The 17,016-nt window shown below is 59.9% G+C and carries 13 protein-coding genes and 1 rRNA gene; 4 read left to right on the top strand and 10 right to left on the bottom strand.

The window, feature by feature from the left end; translation table 11 throughout:
* Positions 1–47: 47 nt before the first annotated feature.
* Both BKX96_RS20385 and BKX96_RS20380 read right to left on the bottom strand, forming a co-directional pair.
* Complete coding sequence (locus tag BKX96_RS20385; RefSeq protein WP_077185312.1) at positions 48–1,016, bottom strand: 2-oxoglutarate and iron-dependent oxygenase domain-containing protein; 969 nt, start codon at positions 1,014–1,016, stop codon at positions 48–50.
* A gap of 136 nt (positions 1,017–1,152) precedes the next feature.
* The gene (locus BKX96_RS20380) at positions 1,153–2,226 is read right to left on the bottom strand and encodes a BMP family ABC transporter substrate-binding protein (protein ID WP_077185467.1); all 1,074 of its coding nucleotides are present in this window, start codon (positions 2,224–2,226) and stop codon (positions 1,153–1,155) included.
* 284 nt (positions 2,227–2,510) lie between these two features.
* On the opposite strand from BKX96_RS20380, the gene BKX96_RS20375 reads away from it, so the two are divergent.
* A complete protein-coding gene (locus BKX96_RS20375; RefSeq protein ID WP_077185311.1) occupies positions 2,511–3,602 on the top strand; it encodes a calcium:cation antiporter in 1,092 nt (363 codons plus the stop codon).
* A 125-nt stretch (positions 3,603–3,727) separates the two neighbouring features.
* Here BKX96_RS20375 and BKX96_RS20370 read toward each other — a convergent pair whose 3' ends face one another.
* From BKX96_RS20370 to BKX96_RS20335, 8 genes are all read right to left on the bottom strand, one after another.
* Entirely contained in the window at positions 3,728–5,086 is a 1,359-nt protein-coding gene (locus BKX96_RS20370; protein WP_046816449.1) for an 8-oxoguanine deaminase, read from the bottom strand.
* Between the two features lie 192 nt (positions 5,087–5,278).
* The gene (locus BKX96_RS20365; protein ID WP_077185310.1) at positions 5,279–5,962 is read right to left on the bottom strand and encodes an SDR family oxidoreductase; all 684 of its coding nucleotides are present in this window, start codon (positions 5,960–5,962) and stop codon (positions 5,279–5,281) included.
* A 212-nt stretch (positions 5,963–6,174) separates the two neighbouring features.
* Positions 6,175–7,101, bottom strand: a complete 927-nt coding sequence (locus BKX96_RS20360) for an ABC transporter permease (protein ID WP_046816447.1) — start codon at positions 7,099–7,101, stop codon at positions 6,175–6,177.
* On the bottom strand, positions 7,101–8,207 hold the full coding sequence (locus BKX96_RS20355; RefSeq protein WP_046816446.1) for an ABC transporter permease: 1,107 nt from the start codon (positions 8,205–8,207) through the stop codon (positions 7,101–7,103). The genes BKX96_RS20360 and BKX96_RS20355 overlap by 1 nt, the downstream gene beginning before the upstream one ends.
* A gap of 11 nt (positions 8,208–8,218) precedes the next feature.
* Entirely contained in the window at positions 8,219–9,772 is a 1,554-nt protein-coding gene (locus BKX96_RS20350; RefSeq protein ID WP_046816445.1) for an ABC transporter ATP-binding protein, read from the bottom strand.
* A 541-nt stretch (positions 9,773–10,313) separates the two neighbouring features.
* Positions 10,314–10,895: an IMPACT family protein gene (locus BKX96_RS20345; RefSeq protein WP_077185309.1), complete on the bottom strand. Its 582-nt coding sequence runs from the start codon at positions 10,893–10,895 to the stop codon at positions 10,314–10,316.
* Between the two features lie 7 nt (positions 10,896–10,902).
* Complete coding sequence (locus BKX96_RS20340; RefSeq protein ID WP_077185307.1) at positions 10,903–11,553, bottom strand: TetR/AcrR family transcriptional regulator; 651 nt, start codon at positions 11,551–11,553, stop codon at positions 10,903–10,905.
* Positions 11,554–11,644: 91 nt separating this feature from the next.
* On the bottom strand, positions 11,645–12,565 hold the full coding sequence (locus BKX96_RS20335; protein ID WP_046816443.1) for a LysR family transcriptional regulator: 921 nt from the start codon (positions 12,563–12,565) through the stop codon (positions 11,645–11,647).
* A 139-nt stretch (positions 12,566–12,704) separates the two neighbouring features.
* On the opposite strand from BKX96_RS20335, the gene aptA reads away from it, so the two are divergent.
* The 3 genes from aptA to BKX96_RS20315 form a co-directional block, all read left to right on the top strand.
* A complete protein-coding gene (gene aptA, locus BKX96_RS20330; protein WP_046816442.1) occupies positions 12,705–14,054 on the top strand; it encodes an omega-aminotransferase AptA in 1,350 nt (449 codons plus the stop codon).
* A 73-nt stretch (positions 14,055–14,127) separates the two neighbouring features.
* The gene (locus tag BKX96_RS20325; RefSeq protein ID WP_046816441.1) at positions 14,128–15,621 is read left to right on the top strand and encodes a CoA-acylating methylmalonate-semialdehyde dehydrogenase; all 1,494 of its coding nucleotides are present in this window, start codon (positions 14,128–14,130) and stop codon (positions 15,619–15,621) included.
* Positions 15,622–16,190: 569 nt separating this feature from the next.
* Positions 16,191–17,016 (top strand): 16S ribosomal RNA (locus BKX96_RS20315); the annotation flags it as partial.

Raw genomic sequence — 17,016 nt, 5'->3', positions numbered from 1 at the left:
TTCTACAGATGCCCGCTGCATTAATTGGTAAAACCTGACCAGCCGGTTCATTCCAGCGCCTCCTGTTCCCGTCGATAAGCGTAGGTATCGGCGAAGCGTGAGAGCAGGAATTGGGCGCACGTGGTGGCCGGGTATTTCGCCGCCTGCTGCTCGTCCTGGCACCCGGGCAGGCATTCGATGCGGGTGTCGGGGTGCGGTTCGGCAAAGAATGGCATCGAATAACGATCCACGCCCGACGGGCTGATCACCCGGTGTGGCGTCGACAAGTAACGGTCGTTGCTCCAGCGCGCCATCATGTCCCCGAGGTTGACCACGAACGTCCCTTCGATCGGCGGGGCATCGATCCATTCGCCTTGTACGTTCCTGACTTGCAGGCCACCGGCGGCATCCTGGTAGAGCAGGGTGATGCAGCCGTAATCGGTGTGGGCGCCTGCGCCTTGCTGCTCGACGGAGCTGGCGGTGTGGCGCGGCGGGTAGTGAATCATCCGCAATACGCTGACCGGCTCGACAAAGCGTGTGTCGAAAAAGTCCCGCTCGATGCCGAGCGCCAACGTCATGGCCCGCAAAAGGGTTTGCGCGAGCGCCTGCATGTCGACGTAATGCTGCTCCATCAGCGCTTCCCAGCCCGGCACCGCTGGATGGCGGTTGGGGCCGCGCAACGGTTTCTCCGCCAGGACGTCGGGATGGTCGAGCGGCAGGTGCAGGCCCATGTCGAAGGTTTCTTTCAGGTCGCTGGGTTTGCCCGGGTCCAGTTGCTCGGTGGCGATGGCGCCGTAACCGCGATGGTGGCGGGTCTGGGTGATGTCGATCTTGAGCTTTTCGGCGGTGGGCAGGGCGAAAAATTGCTTGGCGCTGTCGAGCACGGCATCGATGCGTGCCGCGCTGATTGGGTGACCCTTGATGTAGAAGAAGCCCCATTCGCGGCAGGCGAGGTCGATTTGAGTGGCGATGGATTGCCAGGCGAATGAGTCATCACGGTAGAGCGGGGCGATGTCTATGATCGGAAGCTGGTTCATGTCTCTGACCTGTTGAGGACGAAATGCCCTTGTAGGATCTGGCTTGCCAGCGAAGGCGGATTTCCATTCAACAGAGATGTTGGATGTGATTGCCTCTTCGCTGGCAGCCAGCTCCTACAGGGGGGGGGGCGGTGTATTATTTCGGCATGTCGGCCTTCATGCCTTCCACGTAATAATTCATCGACGCCAGCTCCGTATTCGTCGCGCTGACCCCCGCAGGTATTTTCTCGACCCCGGCCTGGTCCTTGATCGGCCCGGTAAACGGCTGCAGCGCGCCGCTCTTGATGTCGGCGATGATCTGCTCGGCTTCGATCTTCACCGGCGCCGGCACCAGGTCGCTGATCGGCAGTTCAACGGTGCCTTCCTTCAGGCCACCCCAGTAATCCTGGGTATTCCAGGTGTGGTCGATCACGCTCTGGGTCGCTTGCAGGTAATGCGGCGCCCAGTCGTTGACGATGGAGGTCAGCACCGCCTTGGGGCCGAAGTGCGCCATGTCCGAAGCGTAGCCCACGGCATACACGCCGCGACGTTCAGCAGCCTGGATCGGCGCCGGGCTGTCGGTGTGCTGGAACACCACATCCACACCCTGGTCGATCAGCGCGTTGGCGGCATCGGCTTCCTTGCCCGGATCGAACCAGGAGTTGACCCACACCACCTTGATCTCGGTGCCAGGGTTGTACTTGTTCAGGGCCAGTTGAATGGCGTTGATGTCGCGGATCACCTCCGGGATGGGGAACGAGGCGACGTAGCCGATCTTTTTGCTCTTGGTCATCTTCGCCGCGAGGAAACCGCCGACGTAGCGACCTTCATAGGTGCGTGCCAGGTAGGTGCCCAGGTTCTTGTCCTGCTTGTAGCCAGTGGCGTGTTCGAAGGTCACGTTGGGAAACTGCTTGGCGACCTTGAGTGTCGGGTTCATGTAGCCGAACGAGGTGGTGAAGATCAGGTCGTACTTGTCCTTGGCCATGTTGCGGATCACTCGCTCGGCGTCGGCGCCTTCGGCAACGTTTTCCACATAGTTGGTGGTGATCCGGTCGCCGAGTTTTTCCGCCAGTGCCTTGCGCCCCTGTTCATGCTGATACGTCCAGCCGTGGTCACCGATCGGGCCGATATAGACGAAGCCGACTTTCAACGGGTCGGCGGCACTGGCGGTCAGGCTGATTCCCAGGCCGATGGCGGCGCACAGCAGCTTATGCAGCGGACGTATTTGCATGAATTCGAACCCCATTTTGTTGTGTGTGGGCAGGGCCAATGCAAATTGCTGACCAACAAGACAACATCGGCGTTAGACCGAAGGGAGGCCTTCGCGGGCAAGCCCGCTCCTACAAGGCTTGCGTAAATCCTGCAGGAGCGGGCTTGCCCGCGCAGAGGCTGGGAAGACCGATAAAAGTGCAGCGCCTGGCACAGCTGCCATCCACTGGTGCGCTAAGGTGAAACGAACGTTAGCGCCGCACCGCAGTCAGTCGCATATTGCTACTCCACGGCAAAAGGCCCGCCATGCTCACGATTCTCAAGCAAGAAACCTTTCTGCTGCTGGCCCTGATCGCCGCCATTGTTGCGTTCTCGCTGGAGCACTGGTTGCTGCACAGCGGCCAGGCGGTGGCGCTATCTGCAGGACTGGTGCTGATCGTGTTTATCGTCGCCGCCTCCATGCGCGTCGCCCATCAGGCCGAACTGCTCGCGGAAAAGGTCGGCGACCCCTACGGCACGATGATCCTGACCCTGGCCGCCGTGCTGGTGGAAGTGGTGATCCTGGCGATCATGATGAGCAACGAAGCCTCGGCCACGCTGGTGCGCGATACGATTTACTCAGCCGTCATGCTCGACATCAACGGCATTCTCGGCCTGGCGGCGTTGATGGGCGGGCTCAAGCATGGCGAACAGTCCTACAACGATGATTCGGCGCGCAGCTACAGCGTGATGATCCTGACTGCCATGGGCGTGTCGATGGTGGTGCCCGAGTTCATTCCCGAAGCCGACTGGAAGCTCTATTCGGCGTTCACCATTGGCGCGATGGTGGTGCTCTACACCCTGTTCTTGCGGATGCAGGTCGGGCCGCACAGTTACTTTTTCAGCTACAGCTACCCGGATAAACGTCGCAAGAAGGAACCGCAGGAACAGGAGCCCGCACCGATCCGCCTGACGTTATCGATCGGCATCCTGGTGTTCGGAGTGGTGGTGATCGGCGCCTTGGCCGAAGTGATGTCCAAGACCCTCGATCTCGGGCTGGAAGGGACGGGCGCACCGCCAGTGATCACGGCGATCCTGGTGGCGGCCATCTCGGCCGCGCCGGAGATTCTGACGGCCTTGCGCGCGGCCTTGGCCAACCGCATGCAGTCGGTGGTCAACATCGCCCTGGGGGCCTCACTGTCGACGGTGATCCTGACGGTGCCCGTGATGGAGGCAATGGCGCTCTACACCGGCCAGCCGTTCCAGATGGCCATGACGCCGGTGCAGACCGTGATGATTTTCATCACCCTGATCGTCAGCGCGATCAACCTCAACGATGGTGAAACCAACGCCATCGAAGGGATGACCCACTTCGTGCTGTTTGCGACGTTTATCATGTTGTCGCTGCTGGGCCTCTAACAACACCACAAAACCATTGTGGGAGCGAGCTTGCTCGCGATGAGGTCGTATCAGTCAACATAGATGTTGAATGTTGGTCCGCCATCGCGAGCAGGCTCGCTCCCACAGTTTTTATCGGTGTTGAATCAGGTGCCCGCGATCAACTGCCGCGCCGCCTGGCTGTGATCGGCAATCAGTCCCTTCAGGTCCAGCCCTTCGACCTGCCCGTCGATCACTCGCCATTTGCCGCCGATCATCACTCGGTCCGCGCGGTCTGCGCCGCACAGCAACAAGGCGGAAACCGGATCATGGCTGCCGGAGAAACGCAGTTCATCAAGCTTGAACAACGCCAGGTCCGCCTGCTTGCCCACCGCGATTTCACCAATGTCGCTGCGACCAAGCAATTGTGCAGAGCCCTTGGTGGCCCAGCCCAATACGCGTTCCGGGGTGATCTTCTCGGCACCGTAGCGCAGGCGCTGGATGTACAACGCCTGGCGTGCTTCGAGGATCATGTTCGAGGCGTCGTTGGAAGCTGAACCGTCCACGCCCAGGCCCAGCGGAGCACCGGCTTCGGTCAACTCGATGCTCGGGCAGATGCCGGACGCCAGCCGCATGTTCGAGCTCGGGCAATGGCAGATGCCGGTGCCGGCCGCGCCGAGGCGGGCAATCTCGTCCGGGTTGAAGTGGATGCCATGGGCCAGCCAGGTACGCGGGCCGAGCCAGCCGACACTGTCCAGGTAATCCACGGTGCGCAGGCCGAAACGCTGCAGGCAGAAATCTTCTTCGTCGAGAGTTTCGGCCAGGTGCGTGTGCAGGCGCACGTCGAGTTTGTTTGCCAGTTCGGCGCTGGCGGACATGATTTGCGGGGTCACGGAGAAGGGCGAGCAGGGCGCCAGGGCAATCTGGATTTGCGCGCCGTCACCGCGTTCGTGGTACTCGGCGATCAAGCGCTGGCTATCAGCCAGGATCACTTCACCTTCCTGTACGGTTTGCTGCGGCGGCAGGCCTCCGTCCTTTTCACCCAGGCTCATGGAGCCACGCGTGAGCATGGCGCGCATGCCCAGTTCGCGAACGCTCTCGACCTGTACGTCGATCGCATTTTCCAGGCCTTCGGGGAACAGGTAATGGTGGTCGGCGGCTGTGGTGCAACCGGACAACAGTAGTTCTGCCAACGCGACTTTGCTCGCCAGGGCGAGTTTTTCCGGCGTCAGGCGTGCCCAGACCGGATACAGCGTTTTCAGCCACGGAAACAACGGTTGGTTGACCACGGGCGCCCAGGCGCGGGTCAGGGTTTGATAGAAGTGATGATGGGTGTTGATCAGTCCCGGCAGGATTACATGCTCGCGTGCGTCGAACACTTCATTGCATGGCGTCGCCGGCTGTTGGCCGAGGCCAAGCACTTCGACGATCACGCCGTCTTGCAGCACCAGGCCGCCACGGGCATCGAGACCGTTGGCCGTGAAAATGGCGAGGGGATTTTTTAACCAGGTACGGGTCGCAGGCATGTTGGCCGGCTCCTCTGAAAGTTGGGTTCAGGGTTGCCAGCTCAGTGTTGCCCTGTCTGCTGATCCAGGGGCGCCGGGGAGGCGCGGTGCGAAGTGTCGAGCAAAATGCCGTTATCGGCAAGCCCGGCCCGACCAGACAACGCAAATCCCCCCTGTAGAGCTGGCAAGCCAGCTCTACAGGGGACGGTGGTTTTACCAGGGAATGGTTTCCCCCCGGTAATTGATGAAGTAATGCCCGCCCTTGCCCACATACGCATTCACCTGATCCACCAGCCCGCGCGTGCTGGTGTCCACATCGATGTCCGCGCCTTCACCGCCCATGTCGGTTTTCACCCAGCCCGGATGCAACGACAGCACGGTCAGTTTCTGTTCGCCCAGTTGAGTGACGAAGCTGTTGGTCATTGAATTGAGTGCCGCCTTGCTGGCCTTGTACAGCGCCAATTCCGGCGCGTCGGGCATGGTCACGCTGCCCAGTACCGAGCTCATGAAGGCCAGCACGCCGCTGTCCGGGCGGATTTGTCCGGCGAAGCGTTGGGCCAGGTTGATCGGCGCCACCGCGTTGGTGAAGAACAGTTGGCCGACTTCGGCCAGGGTCGCGCCACCGTTTGGCGTCTGCACCTCGGGACCTTTGACGCCGGCGTTGACGAACAGCAGGTCGAAGACTTCGTCCTTGAGTTGCTGGCTCAGCTGGATCACCGCTTGCTGATCGTCCATGTCGAGTTTCTCGATCCGCACATTGCCCAACGCCTTGAGGGCCTCGGCGTTTTGCGGATTGCGCACGGTGGCGGTGACTTGCCAGCCGTCGGCAAGCAAGGTTCTCACCAGGCCGAGGCCAAGGCCCCGGGAGGCGCCGATGATCAGTGCAGTTCTGGACATGTGTGGCTTCCTTGAAAGTTCAGGGGCGTGGATTCAATGGACAAGCTTGTCCGAGCCGTTGGTGCAACTCATCACACAGGAGTTTAAGGCTGCAGGGTTCCGATGCACCATGGAATCTCCCAAAAAATCCTGCTGTGTGAAATCGATTGATGCCGCGCCAGGAACCCCTGTGGGAGCGAGCCTGCACGCGATGAGGCCCACCCAAACAACCACTAATGCCCAGCCCGCCACGGCTGCCCCAATGAAACCGGCGCATACAATCGCGTGCGTATCCTGTCCCGGGACAGCAGCACCAGCACCACGATGGTCGCGACATACGGCAGCATCGCCAGCAAACTCGATGGAATCGCCAGCCCCAGCCCCTGGGCCACCAGGTGCAGGATGCTGGCGAGCCCGAACAGATACGCACCGAGCAGCAAACGCCATACCCGCCAACTGGCGAACACCACCAGGGCCAGGGCGATCCAGCCGCGGCCGGCGCTCATGTTTTCCGCCCACATGGGTGTGTAGGCCAGCGACAGGTACGCGCCGGCCAACCCGGCCATCGCGCCGCCGAACAACACCGCCAATGCCCGCACCGCCAATACCGGCAAGCCCATGGCACTGGCAGCATCCGGGTTCTCGCCGACCGCCTGGATGATCAGCCCTACGCGGCTTTTCAGCGTTACCCAGGTCACCAGCGCAAACAGCGTGAATGACAGGTACACCAGCAAGTCCTGGGCAAACAGCATCCGCCCGATCAGCGGAATCTGGCTCAAGTAAGGGATCGCCAGCGGCTCGAAGCCTGCCAACGGTTTGCCGACCCACGCCGCGCCGACGAAGCTCGACAGCCCCACGCCGAAAATCGTCAGGGCCAGCCCGGTGGCCACCTGGTTGGCGTTGAAGACCAGCGCCACCAGGGCAAACAATGAGGACAACAGCATCCCGGCGAGCATCGCCAGCAAGACGCCAAGCCACAGGTTGCCGGTACTGAACGCGATGATGAAACCAATCACCGCGCCAAACAGCATCATGCCTTCCTGGCCCAGATTGAGTACGCCACTCTTCTCGCACACCAGTTCGCCCAGCGCCACCAGCAGCAACGGCGTACCGCAGCGAACCATGGCGTAGAAAATGTTGCTCAGCAGATCGATATCCATCACAGCGCTCCAGCCTGTACGGCGGTGGCGGGCGCACGGCGTGCCCAGTTCAGGTTCAAGCGGGGTCGGTAAAGAATCAGCACATCACTGGCCAGCAGGAAAAACAGCATCATTCCCTGAAACAATTGGGTGATCGCTTGCGGCAGGTTCAAGCTCATCTGCGCGTTCTCTCCACCGATGTACAGCAGTGCCATCAACAGGCTGGAGAACAGAATGCCGAGGGGGTTCAGCCGACCGAGAAACGCCACGGTGATCGCCGCGTAGCCGTAGCCCGGTGAAACTTGAGGTACCAATTGCCCGATTGGCCCGGTCACTTCACACGCACCCGCCAGGCCCGCGAGGCCACCGCTGATCAACAGCGCCAGCCAGATCAGGCGCTTTTCGCGAAAGCCGACAAAACCGGCCGCGCGCTTGTCCAGTCCCAGCACTTTGATCTGGAATCCGACAAAGCTTTTTTGCAGCAGCACCCACACCGCTACCAGCGCGAGCAGGGCGAAATACACGCCGGCGTGAACCCGACCGTCCTCCATCAACAGCGGTAAGCGGCTGGCGTCACCGAACATCGCCGATTGCGGAAAATTGAACCCTTGCGGATCTTTCAGCGGGCCGTGAACGCAGAAAAGCAGCAGGTTCAGGGCGATGTAATTGAGCATGATGCTGGTGAGGATTTCATTGGCGTTGAAGTGCGTGCGCAACCATGCCGTCAACCCTGCCCACGCGGCACCGGCCAGGGTCCCGGTCAGCAGGATCAAGGCCAGCGCCCAGCGGCTTTGCAGCTCGATGATGTTCACCGCCAACGCACTGCCGGCCAAGGCGCCGAGCAGCAGCTGGCCTTCGGCGCCGATGTTCCAGATTCGCGCCTGGTAGGCAACGGCCAGGCCCAGTGCGCAGAGCAGAATCGGCAGTGTTTTTACCAGCCATTCGGAGAGACCATAAAGGTCGCTGATGGGCGCGATCAACAGCGTATGCAACGTCAGCAACGGATCGTGGCCCAATGCGATAAACAGCAACGAGCCACAGCCCAGGGTCAGGATCGCCGCCAACAGCGGCGAGCACCACAGCATCAGGCTCGATTGCTCGCCACGGGGTTCAAGAGAAAGCAGCATGTGAGACTCCGTTAACGTGTTGCGCACGCGGATAATTGAGGGGCGTCGAACTGGCCGGCCATCCAGCCACCGACATCGGTCAGACGGGTGTCGACGGTGGCCTTGAGCGGCGATAGCTGTCCGCCGCACAAGGCCCCAAGGCGGTCGCTGATCTGGAACAATTCGTCGAGGTCTTCGGAGATCACCAGGATCGCCGCGCCGGCATCACGCAGAACAATCAACGCACGGTGAATGGTCGCGGCCGCGCCGACATCCACGCCCCAGGTCGGGTGCGCGGCCACCAGCAACTTCGGCTGTTGAAGAATTTCCCGACCCAGGATGAATTTCTGCAAGTTACCGCCGGAAAGGCTGCGGGCCAGTGCCTGCGTACCGGCTGTCTTGACCCCGAAGCGGCGGATGATGTCTTGCGCCAGCGCCTGGACCTTGCCGCGCTGGATCAGGCCCTTGCTCACCAGCCCTTGCTGGAAGGCGGTCAGCAAGGCGTTGTCCGCCAGACTCAGGTCCGGTACGGCGCCATGCCCCAGGCGTTCGGCGGGGACGAAGGCCAGTCCGCGCTGGCGTCGGGCATCGGGACGTAAATGCGCGACCGGTTCGCCGCCGAAACGGATGGTTGCACCGTTATTGCGCCCCAGCCGTTCTTCACCGCTGAGCAGTGCCAGCAGCTCATCCTGACCATTGCCGGCGACACCGGCGATACCGACTATTTCACCACTGTGCACGGCAAGGTTGATGGCTGTGAGCGAACAGCCGAACGGGTCCGGGTTGTGCCAGGACAAGCCTTGTATGTGCAAAAAGACATCGGATCCCGCCACTTTCGGGTAATCGGTGATCAGCTCCGCCGCATCGCCAACCATCAGGCGCGCCAATTGCCGGTCCGAGTATTCGGCCGGCGTGCAATGCCCGGCCACTCGCCCGCCGCGCAACACGGTGGCGCTGTGGCACAACGCGCGTACTTCGGCGAGTTTGTGACTGATAAACAGAATGCTGCAACCCTCGGCGGCCAGTCGGCGCAAGGTCACGAACAAGTCGTCGGCCTCCTGAGGCGTCAACACCGAGGTCGGTTCGTCGAGAATCAACAGGCGAATGTCCTGCATCAGGCAACGAATGATTTCCACCCGTTGCCGCTCGCCAATGGACAGGCTGTGGACAAGTCGCTGCGGCTCCAACGCCATGCCGTAGCGTTGCGACACTTCACGAATTCTGCGTTCAAGCTGATGGGGCGTGCCTGCCGTCGGGCCCATGGCCAGTGCGATGTTTTGCGTCACGCTCAAGGTTTCGAACAGCGAGAAGTGCTGGAACACCATGCCGATGCCCAAGTCGCGAGCCTGGGCCGGGTTACGCAGGGTTACCGGCTGTCCATGCCAGAACATCTCGCCCGCGTCGGCGTGCACGACGCCGTAGATGATCTTCATCAGGGTACTTTTGCCCGCGCCGTTTTCGCCGAGCAGGGCGTGGATTTCACCCGGTGCGATGGTCAGGTCGATGGCATCGTTGGCCAGGCAGCCGGGGTAGCGTTTAGTGATCCTGCTCAGTTGCAGGCGGGGCGTCGGATCGGCAATGGGCATGACAGGCTCGGTTCGATTGAGTGCATGCCTGTGGATAAAGCAATTTTCTGGCCATCAGGTCAGGAAATTTGCCTGGCCCCCATGCGCCAGGCCGCTGTGCGAGCTACGAGGCTGAAAGCCCTTGTTAACCGGGCACCACATAAGTGCAGGGCGGTTGAGCCGGCTCCGATTTTGCGCGCGGGCTCTTGATCAAAAAATGAGCACTGGACGGCAAGCCATGCCGGATAGGCTGCCGCGCCAGCCATGAACGGGTTATCCACAGATTGCTCCACAGTATTTGTGCGCAAGCTCAAGGGACTGGCATAAGGGCAGGGCGGCTATCTCCTAATAGTGCTAAACCGCTCTAACTGATTGTTTTTAATTGGATTTAACGGATTGAAGGGCGAAATGGACGAAAAATGAGCAAACCCCGCAAAGCCGCATGACAGAAGGGTTACAGCGTTATGTGCTCAGGTTATCCACAGCCGGGTGCACAGCGGATGTGGGCAACTATGGAATATGCAAAAAAAGCGCATGCCCCAAATGATCGCAGCCTGCTTTTTCAACGCTGCAACAAAATCCGCCCGCGACTCAAATCGGCCAAATGCTTTTGCAATGTGTCGATCTGCCCGGCACCCACCGCCAATTGCAAGTCAACGCCATTGGCCGTGAAATCCTCTTGCACCACCAGGCCACCGAGTTCCGCGACCCGAAGCTTGACCAGCGCCAACTCACCGAACGCACAGGCGCACCGCACCGGCACCCGGCTGATCAACTCAACCTTCGGCGCCGCTTGCAGGCATTTGTTGGCCCCGCCGCCATAGGCCCGGGCCAGTCCGCCGGTGCCCAGTTGAATGCCGCCATACCAGCGAATCACCAGCACGGCGACCTGGTCACAGTCCTGTGCATCGATGGCCGCCAGGATCGGCCGGCCGGCCGTGCCGCCTGGCTCACCGTCGTCGGTACTGCGGTATTGATCGCCAAGCTTCCACGCCCAGCAATTGTGCGTAGCGTTCGGATCGCTGTGTTGGGCGATGAAGGCCTGGGCTTCGGCGGCACTGCCGATCGGCGCGGCCAAGGTGATGAAGCGGCTTTTGCGAATCTCTTCGCGGTATTCGCAAAAGTCGCTGAGGGTAAAAGGCATAGTGGTCTTAGAGAGAGGGTGTCAGGCCGCAGCCTTTGAGAATGATACGGATCAGGTTGTTGCCGGCGTCTTCCATGTCCTGCTTGGTCAGTTTGCTGCGTCCGCTGACCCGGCAGATCTGCGTGGCGAAGTCGGCGTAATGCTGGGTGCTGCCCCACAACAGGAAAATCAGGTGCACCGGGTCGACCGGGTCCATTTTGCCAGCGTCAATCCACGCCTGAAACACCGCGGCACGGCCCTGGAACCAGGTGCGGTAGTCCTGGTTGAAATATTCGGTCAGGCATTCGCCGCCGCTGATGACTTCCATGGCGAAGATTCGGGAGGCTTGCGGCTGGCGCCGGGAAAACTCCATCTTGGCGCGGATGTAGCGGGTCAGGGCTTCGGCTGGGTCGTCTTCAGCGGTGAGGGTATTGAAGGTGCTGTCCCACAACTCGATGATGTTGCTCAGCACTGCCACGTACAAACCCAGTTTGTTGGTGAAGTAATAGTGCAGGTTCGCTTTCGGCAAGCCGGCATTCAAGGCGATGGTGTTCATGCTGGTGCCCTTGAACCCGTGACGGGCGAACTCGTCCTCGGCGGCTTTGATGATGGTCTCTTCGTTCTTCTGACGAATGCGGCTGGCGGGTTTGCCGCTGTGAGCTGGGACTTCAAAGGTCATGGGCACTTCCGATCAAGTGAGGGATTGCAGGGCATGACGTTGATAGCGCACCCACTGGCTCCAGACAAGTCCCGATGGGATAAAACAACGGTCAACGCGTCGCGGCCAGGCTCTCCAGGAAGCTTTCCAGTACCAGATGAGGACGACGTCCCTTGCGGGTCACCGATGCCAGGCTGAGATCATAGAAGCGGGTTTTAGATTTCAGCGCGCGCAACCGGCCTTGCTGCACCCAAAGACTGGCGTAATGGTCCGGCAGGTAACCGATGTAGCGCCCGGTCAGGATCAGGAACGCCATGCCTTCGCGGTCCGATGCACTGGCGGTGCAGTTGAGCGCCTGATAATGCGCCTGGATGTCTGCCGGTAATCGGAAGGTCGGGGCGATGGCGTCCTGGCTGTTCAGGCGCTCGTCGTCCAGTTGCTTGTCATCGACATAAAACAGCGGGTGGCCCACTGCGCAATACAGCAGCGAGCGCTCGCTATACAGCGGTTGATACTCCAGCCCCGACAGCGCACTGGCCTGCGGCACCACGCCGACATGCAGGCGACCGTCGAGCACGCCCTGTTCCACTTCGTTGGGCGCGATCATGCGGATCTGGATCTGCACGTCCGGACCTCGTTCCTTCAATTGCGCCAGGGCGTGAGTGATGCGCATGTGCGGCAGGGTGACCAGGTTGTCCGTCAGGCCGATGGTCAGCTCACCGCGCAAGTGCTGGTGCAGGCCGTTGACCTCGGTGCGGAAACTCTCCAGTGCACTCAACAGCTGCAACGCCGATTGATAAACCTCACGACCTTCTTCGGTCAGGGAAAAACCGGCCCGGCCACGTTGGCACAGACGCAAGCCCAGGCGCTGTTCGAGATCGCTCATTTGCTGACTGATGGCTGAGCGACCGATACCAAGGACAGTTTCTGCCGCGGAGAAGCCGCCGCATTCGACCACGCTGCGGAAGATCCGCAGCAGGCGAATATCAAAGTCGCTGACTTGCGCCAGTGGATCGGGGCGACGGCTGGACATGCGCTTACTCTATAGTTTAGTCAGGGGCTGACTGAAGGTTAGAAAAGTTGGATTTCACCGACTTTATCCCCGTGGCAATTTAGCTGCAACAACGGTTTTCAATCCCTAAGCCGCTTATCGCCTTGCGAGGTTTGCCCCCATGAACTTGCCTGAAAACGCCCCGACATCCCTGGCCAGCCAGCTCAAGCTCGATGCCCACTGGATGCCGTACACCGCCAACCGCAACTTTCAGCGCGATCCGCGCCTGATCGTCGGGGCTGAGGGCAGTTGGCTGATCGACGACAAGGGCCGCAGGGTCTATGACTCGCTGTCCGGTCTGTGGACTTGCGGCGCAGGGCACACGCGCAAGGAAATCCAGGAAGCGGTCGCCAAGCAATTGGGCACCCTCGATTACTCGCCAGGCTTCCAGTACGGTCACCCGCTGTCATTCCAGCTGGCCGAGAAAATCACCGACCTGACCCCGGGTAACCTGAACCACGTGTTCTTCACCGACTCGGGTTCCGAATGCGCCGACACCGCGGTAAAAATGGTGCGTGCCTACTGGCGACTGAAAGGCCAGTCGACCAAGACCAAAATGATCGGCCGTGCCCGTGGCTACCATGGTGTGAACATCGCCGGTACCAGCCTCGGTGGCGTGAACGGTAACCGCAAGCTGTTCGGCCAGGCGATGATGGACGTCGATCACCTGCCACACACCTTGCTGGCGAGCAACGCGTTCTCCCGTGGCATGCCGGAGCAGGGCGGTATCGCCTTGGCTGACGAACTGCTCAAGCTGATCGAACTGCACGATGCTTCGAACATCGCTGCGGTGTTCGTTGAACCTATGGCCGGCTCCGCTGGTGTACTGGTTCCGCCGCAGGGTTACCTCAAGCGCCTGCGCGAGATCTGCGATCAGCACAGCATCCTGCTGGTATTCGACGAAGTGATTACCGGTTTCGGCCGTACTGGCAACATGTTCGGGGCGGACACCTTCGGCGTGACACCAGACCTGATGTGCATCGCCAAGCAAGTCACCAACGGCGCGATCCCGATGGGCGCGGTGATTGCCAGCTCCGAGATCTACCAGACGTTCATGAATCAGCCGACTCCTGAATACGCGGTGGAATTCCCCCACGGCTACACCTATTCCGCACACCCGGTGGCGTGCGCCGCCGGCCTGGCAGCACTCGACCTGCTGCAGAAGGAAAACCTGGTACAGAGCGTCGCCGAAGTCGCACCGCATTTCGAAAACGCGCTGCATGGCCTGAAGGGCACCAAGAACATCATCGATATTCGTAACTTTGGCCTGGCGGGTGCGATCCAGATCGCGCCACGTGACGGCGACGCCATCGTGCGTCCGTTCGAAGCGGGCATGGCCTTGTGGAAAGCAGGTTTCTACGTGCGTTTCGGCGGCGACACCCTGCAGTTCGGCCCAACGTTCAACAGCAAGCCGCAGGACCTGGATCGTCTGTTCGATGCGGTCGGCGAAGTGCTGGGCAAGATCGACTGATTCTCCCTCTATACATATGAACAACGGGCGCGCCAATCAGAGCGCGCCTGTGGACAACTTTCCAGGAGCTTCCATGAGCGTTATTCCGCATTTGATCAATGGCGAACTGGTGACCGAAAACGGTCGCGCGGTCGATGTGTTCAACCCGTCCACCGGCCAGGCTATTCACAAATTGCCGCTGGCGACCCGCGAAACCATCCAGAGCGCCATCGACGCCGCCAAGGCTGCATTCCCGGCCTGGCGCAATACGCCACCGGCCAAACGTGCCCAGGTCATGTTCCGCTTCAAGCAATTGCTGGAGCAGAACGAAGCGCGCATCTCGCAATTGATCAGCGAAGAACACGGCAAGACCCTTGAAGATGCTGCCGGTGAACTGAAGCGCGGTATCGAGAACGTCGAGTTCGCTTGCGCGGCGCCGGAAATCCTCAAGGGCGAATACAGCCGTAACGTCGGCCCGAACATCGATGCATGGTCCGACTTCCAACCCTTGGGCGTAGTGGCCGGCATCACGCCGTTCAACTTCCCGGCCATGGTGCCGCTGTGGATGTACCCGCTGGCCATCGTTTGCGGCAACTGCTTCATCCTCAAGCCCTCCGAGCGTGACCCGAGCTCGACTTTGCTGATCGCCCAATTATTGCTCGAAGCCGGCTTGCCGAAGGGCGTACTCAGCGTGGTGCACGGTGACAAGACGGCGGTGGACGCACTGATCGAAGCGCCGGAAGTCAAGGCACTGAGCTTCGTGGGTTCGACGCCGATCGCCGAGTACATCTATAGCGAAGGCACCAAGCGCGGCAAGCGCGTCCAGGCCCTGGGTGGTGCGAAGAACCACGCGGTGCTGATGCCGGATGCGGATCTGGACAACGCTGTTAGTGCACTGATGGGCGCGGCTTACGGTTCTTGCGGTGAGCGCTGCATGGCCATTTCGGTAGCCGTGTGTGTCGGTGACCAGGTCGCAGATGCGCTGGTAGCCAAATTGGTTCCACAGATCCAGGCGCTGAAAATCGGTGCTGGCACGTCCTGCGGTCTGGACATGGGCCCGCTGGTCACCGGTCAAGCGCGAGACAAGGTCAGCGGTTATGTGGAAGACGGCGTAGCAGCCGGTGCGACCCTGGTAGTGGACGGTCGTGGTCTGACCGTGGCCGGTCATGAGGAAGGATTCTTCCTGGGTGGCTGCCTGTTCGACAATGTCACCCCAGAAATGCGCATCTATAAAGAAGAGATCTTCGGGCCGGTGTTGTGCGTTGTTCGGGTCAATAGCCTGGAAGAGGCGATGCAACTGATCAACGATCACGAGTATGGCAACGGTACCTGCATCTTTACTCGTGACGGTGAAGCGGCGCGCTTGTTCTGCGACGAGATCGAAGTCGGCATGGTCGGCGTCAACGTACCGCTGCCGGTGCCGGTGGCTTACCACAGCTTTGGTGGCTGGAAGCGTTCGCTGTTCGGCGACCTGCATGCCTACGGTCCGGATGGTGTGCGTTTCTACACCCGCCGCAAGGCGATCACCCAGCGCTGGCCGCAGCGTGCGAGCCACGAAGCTTCGCAGTTCGCTTTCCCTAGCTTGTAAGTAGAAGGGAAAAGAAGGCCGACCCAACGGGTCGGCCTTTTGTTTTTTGGGGCTTTGATAGCTCTATGACAGTTTTGTGAAAAATAGGTGTTGACGGCAGATTCTGGAAGCCTATAATTCGCCCCACTTCCGGCGCAGTCGAAACGGAAAACTCCTTGGTAAACAACGAGTTACGCAGTTTTCGACAGTGGCTTGCTTCAGTTCATCGAAGCCGGCAGGGAGTTGAAAAAGAGGTGTTGACAGCAGCGTGTAACGCTGTAGAATTCGCCTCCCGCTGATGAGAGATCTGAGGCGCAAGTGGTTGAAGTTATTAAGGATTCCTTGAAAACTTCTGAAAAATATCACTTGACAGCAAATGAGGCTGCTGTAGAATGCGCGCCTCGGTTGAGACGAAAGATCTTAACCAACCGCTCTTTAACAACTGAATCAAGCAATTCGTGTGGGTGCTTGTGGAGTCAGACTGCTAGTCAACAGATTATCAGCATCACAAGTTACTCCGCGAGAAATCAAAGATGTAACCAACGATTGCTGAGCCAAGTTTAGGGTTTTCTCAAAACCCAAAGATGTTTGAACTGAAGAGTTTGATCATGGCTCAGATTGAACGCTGGCGGCAGGCCTAACACATGCAAGTCGAGCGGATGAAGAGAGCTTGCTCTCTGATTCAGCGGCGGACGGGTGAGTAATGCCTAGGAATCTGCCTGGTAGTGGGGGACAACGTCTCGAAAGGGACGCTAATACCGCATACGTCCTACGGGAGAAAGCAGGGGACCTTCGGGCCTTGCGCTATCAGATGAGCCTAGGTCGGATTAGCTAGTTGGTGAGGTAATGGCTCACCAAGGCGACGATCCGTAACTGGTCTGAGAGGATGATCAGTCACACTGGAACTGAGACACGGTCCAGACTCCTACGGGAGGCAGCAGTGGGGAATATTGGACAATGGGCGAAAGCCTGATCCAGCCATGCCGCGTGTGTGAAGAAGGTCTTCGGATTGTAAAGCACTTTAAGTTGGGAGGAAGGGCAGTAACTTAATACGTTGCTGTTTTGACGTTACCGACAGAATAAGCACCGGCTAACTCTGTGCCAGCAGCCGCGGTAATACAGAGGGTGCAAGCGTTAATCGGAATTACTGGGCGTAAAGCGCGCGTAGGTGGTTTGTTAAGTTGGATGTGAAAGCCCCGGGCTCAACCTGGGAACTGCATTCAAAACTGACAAGCTAGAGTATGGTAGAGGGTGGTGGAATTTCCTGTGTAGCGGTGAAATGCGTAGATATAGGAAGGAACACCAGTGGCGAAGGCGACCACCTGGACTGATACTGACACTGAGGTGCGAAAGCGTGGGGAGCAAACAGGATTAGATACCCTGGTAGTCCACGCCGTAAACGATGTCAACTAGCCG

Source organism: Pseudomonas putida (assembly GCF_001976065.1).
Taxonomy (GTDB): Bacteria; Pseudomonadota; Gammaproteobacteria; order Pseudomonadales; family Pseudomonadaceae; genus Aquipseudomonas; species Aquipseudomonas serbica.
The sequence above is the reverse complement of the archived record's forward strand: the minus strand, read 5'-3'. Positions and strand labels throughout refer to the sequence as shown.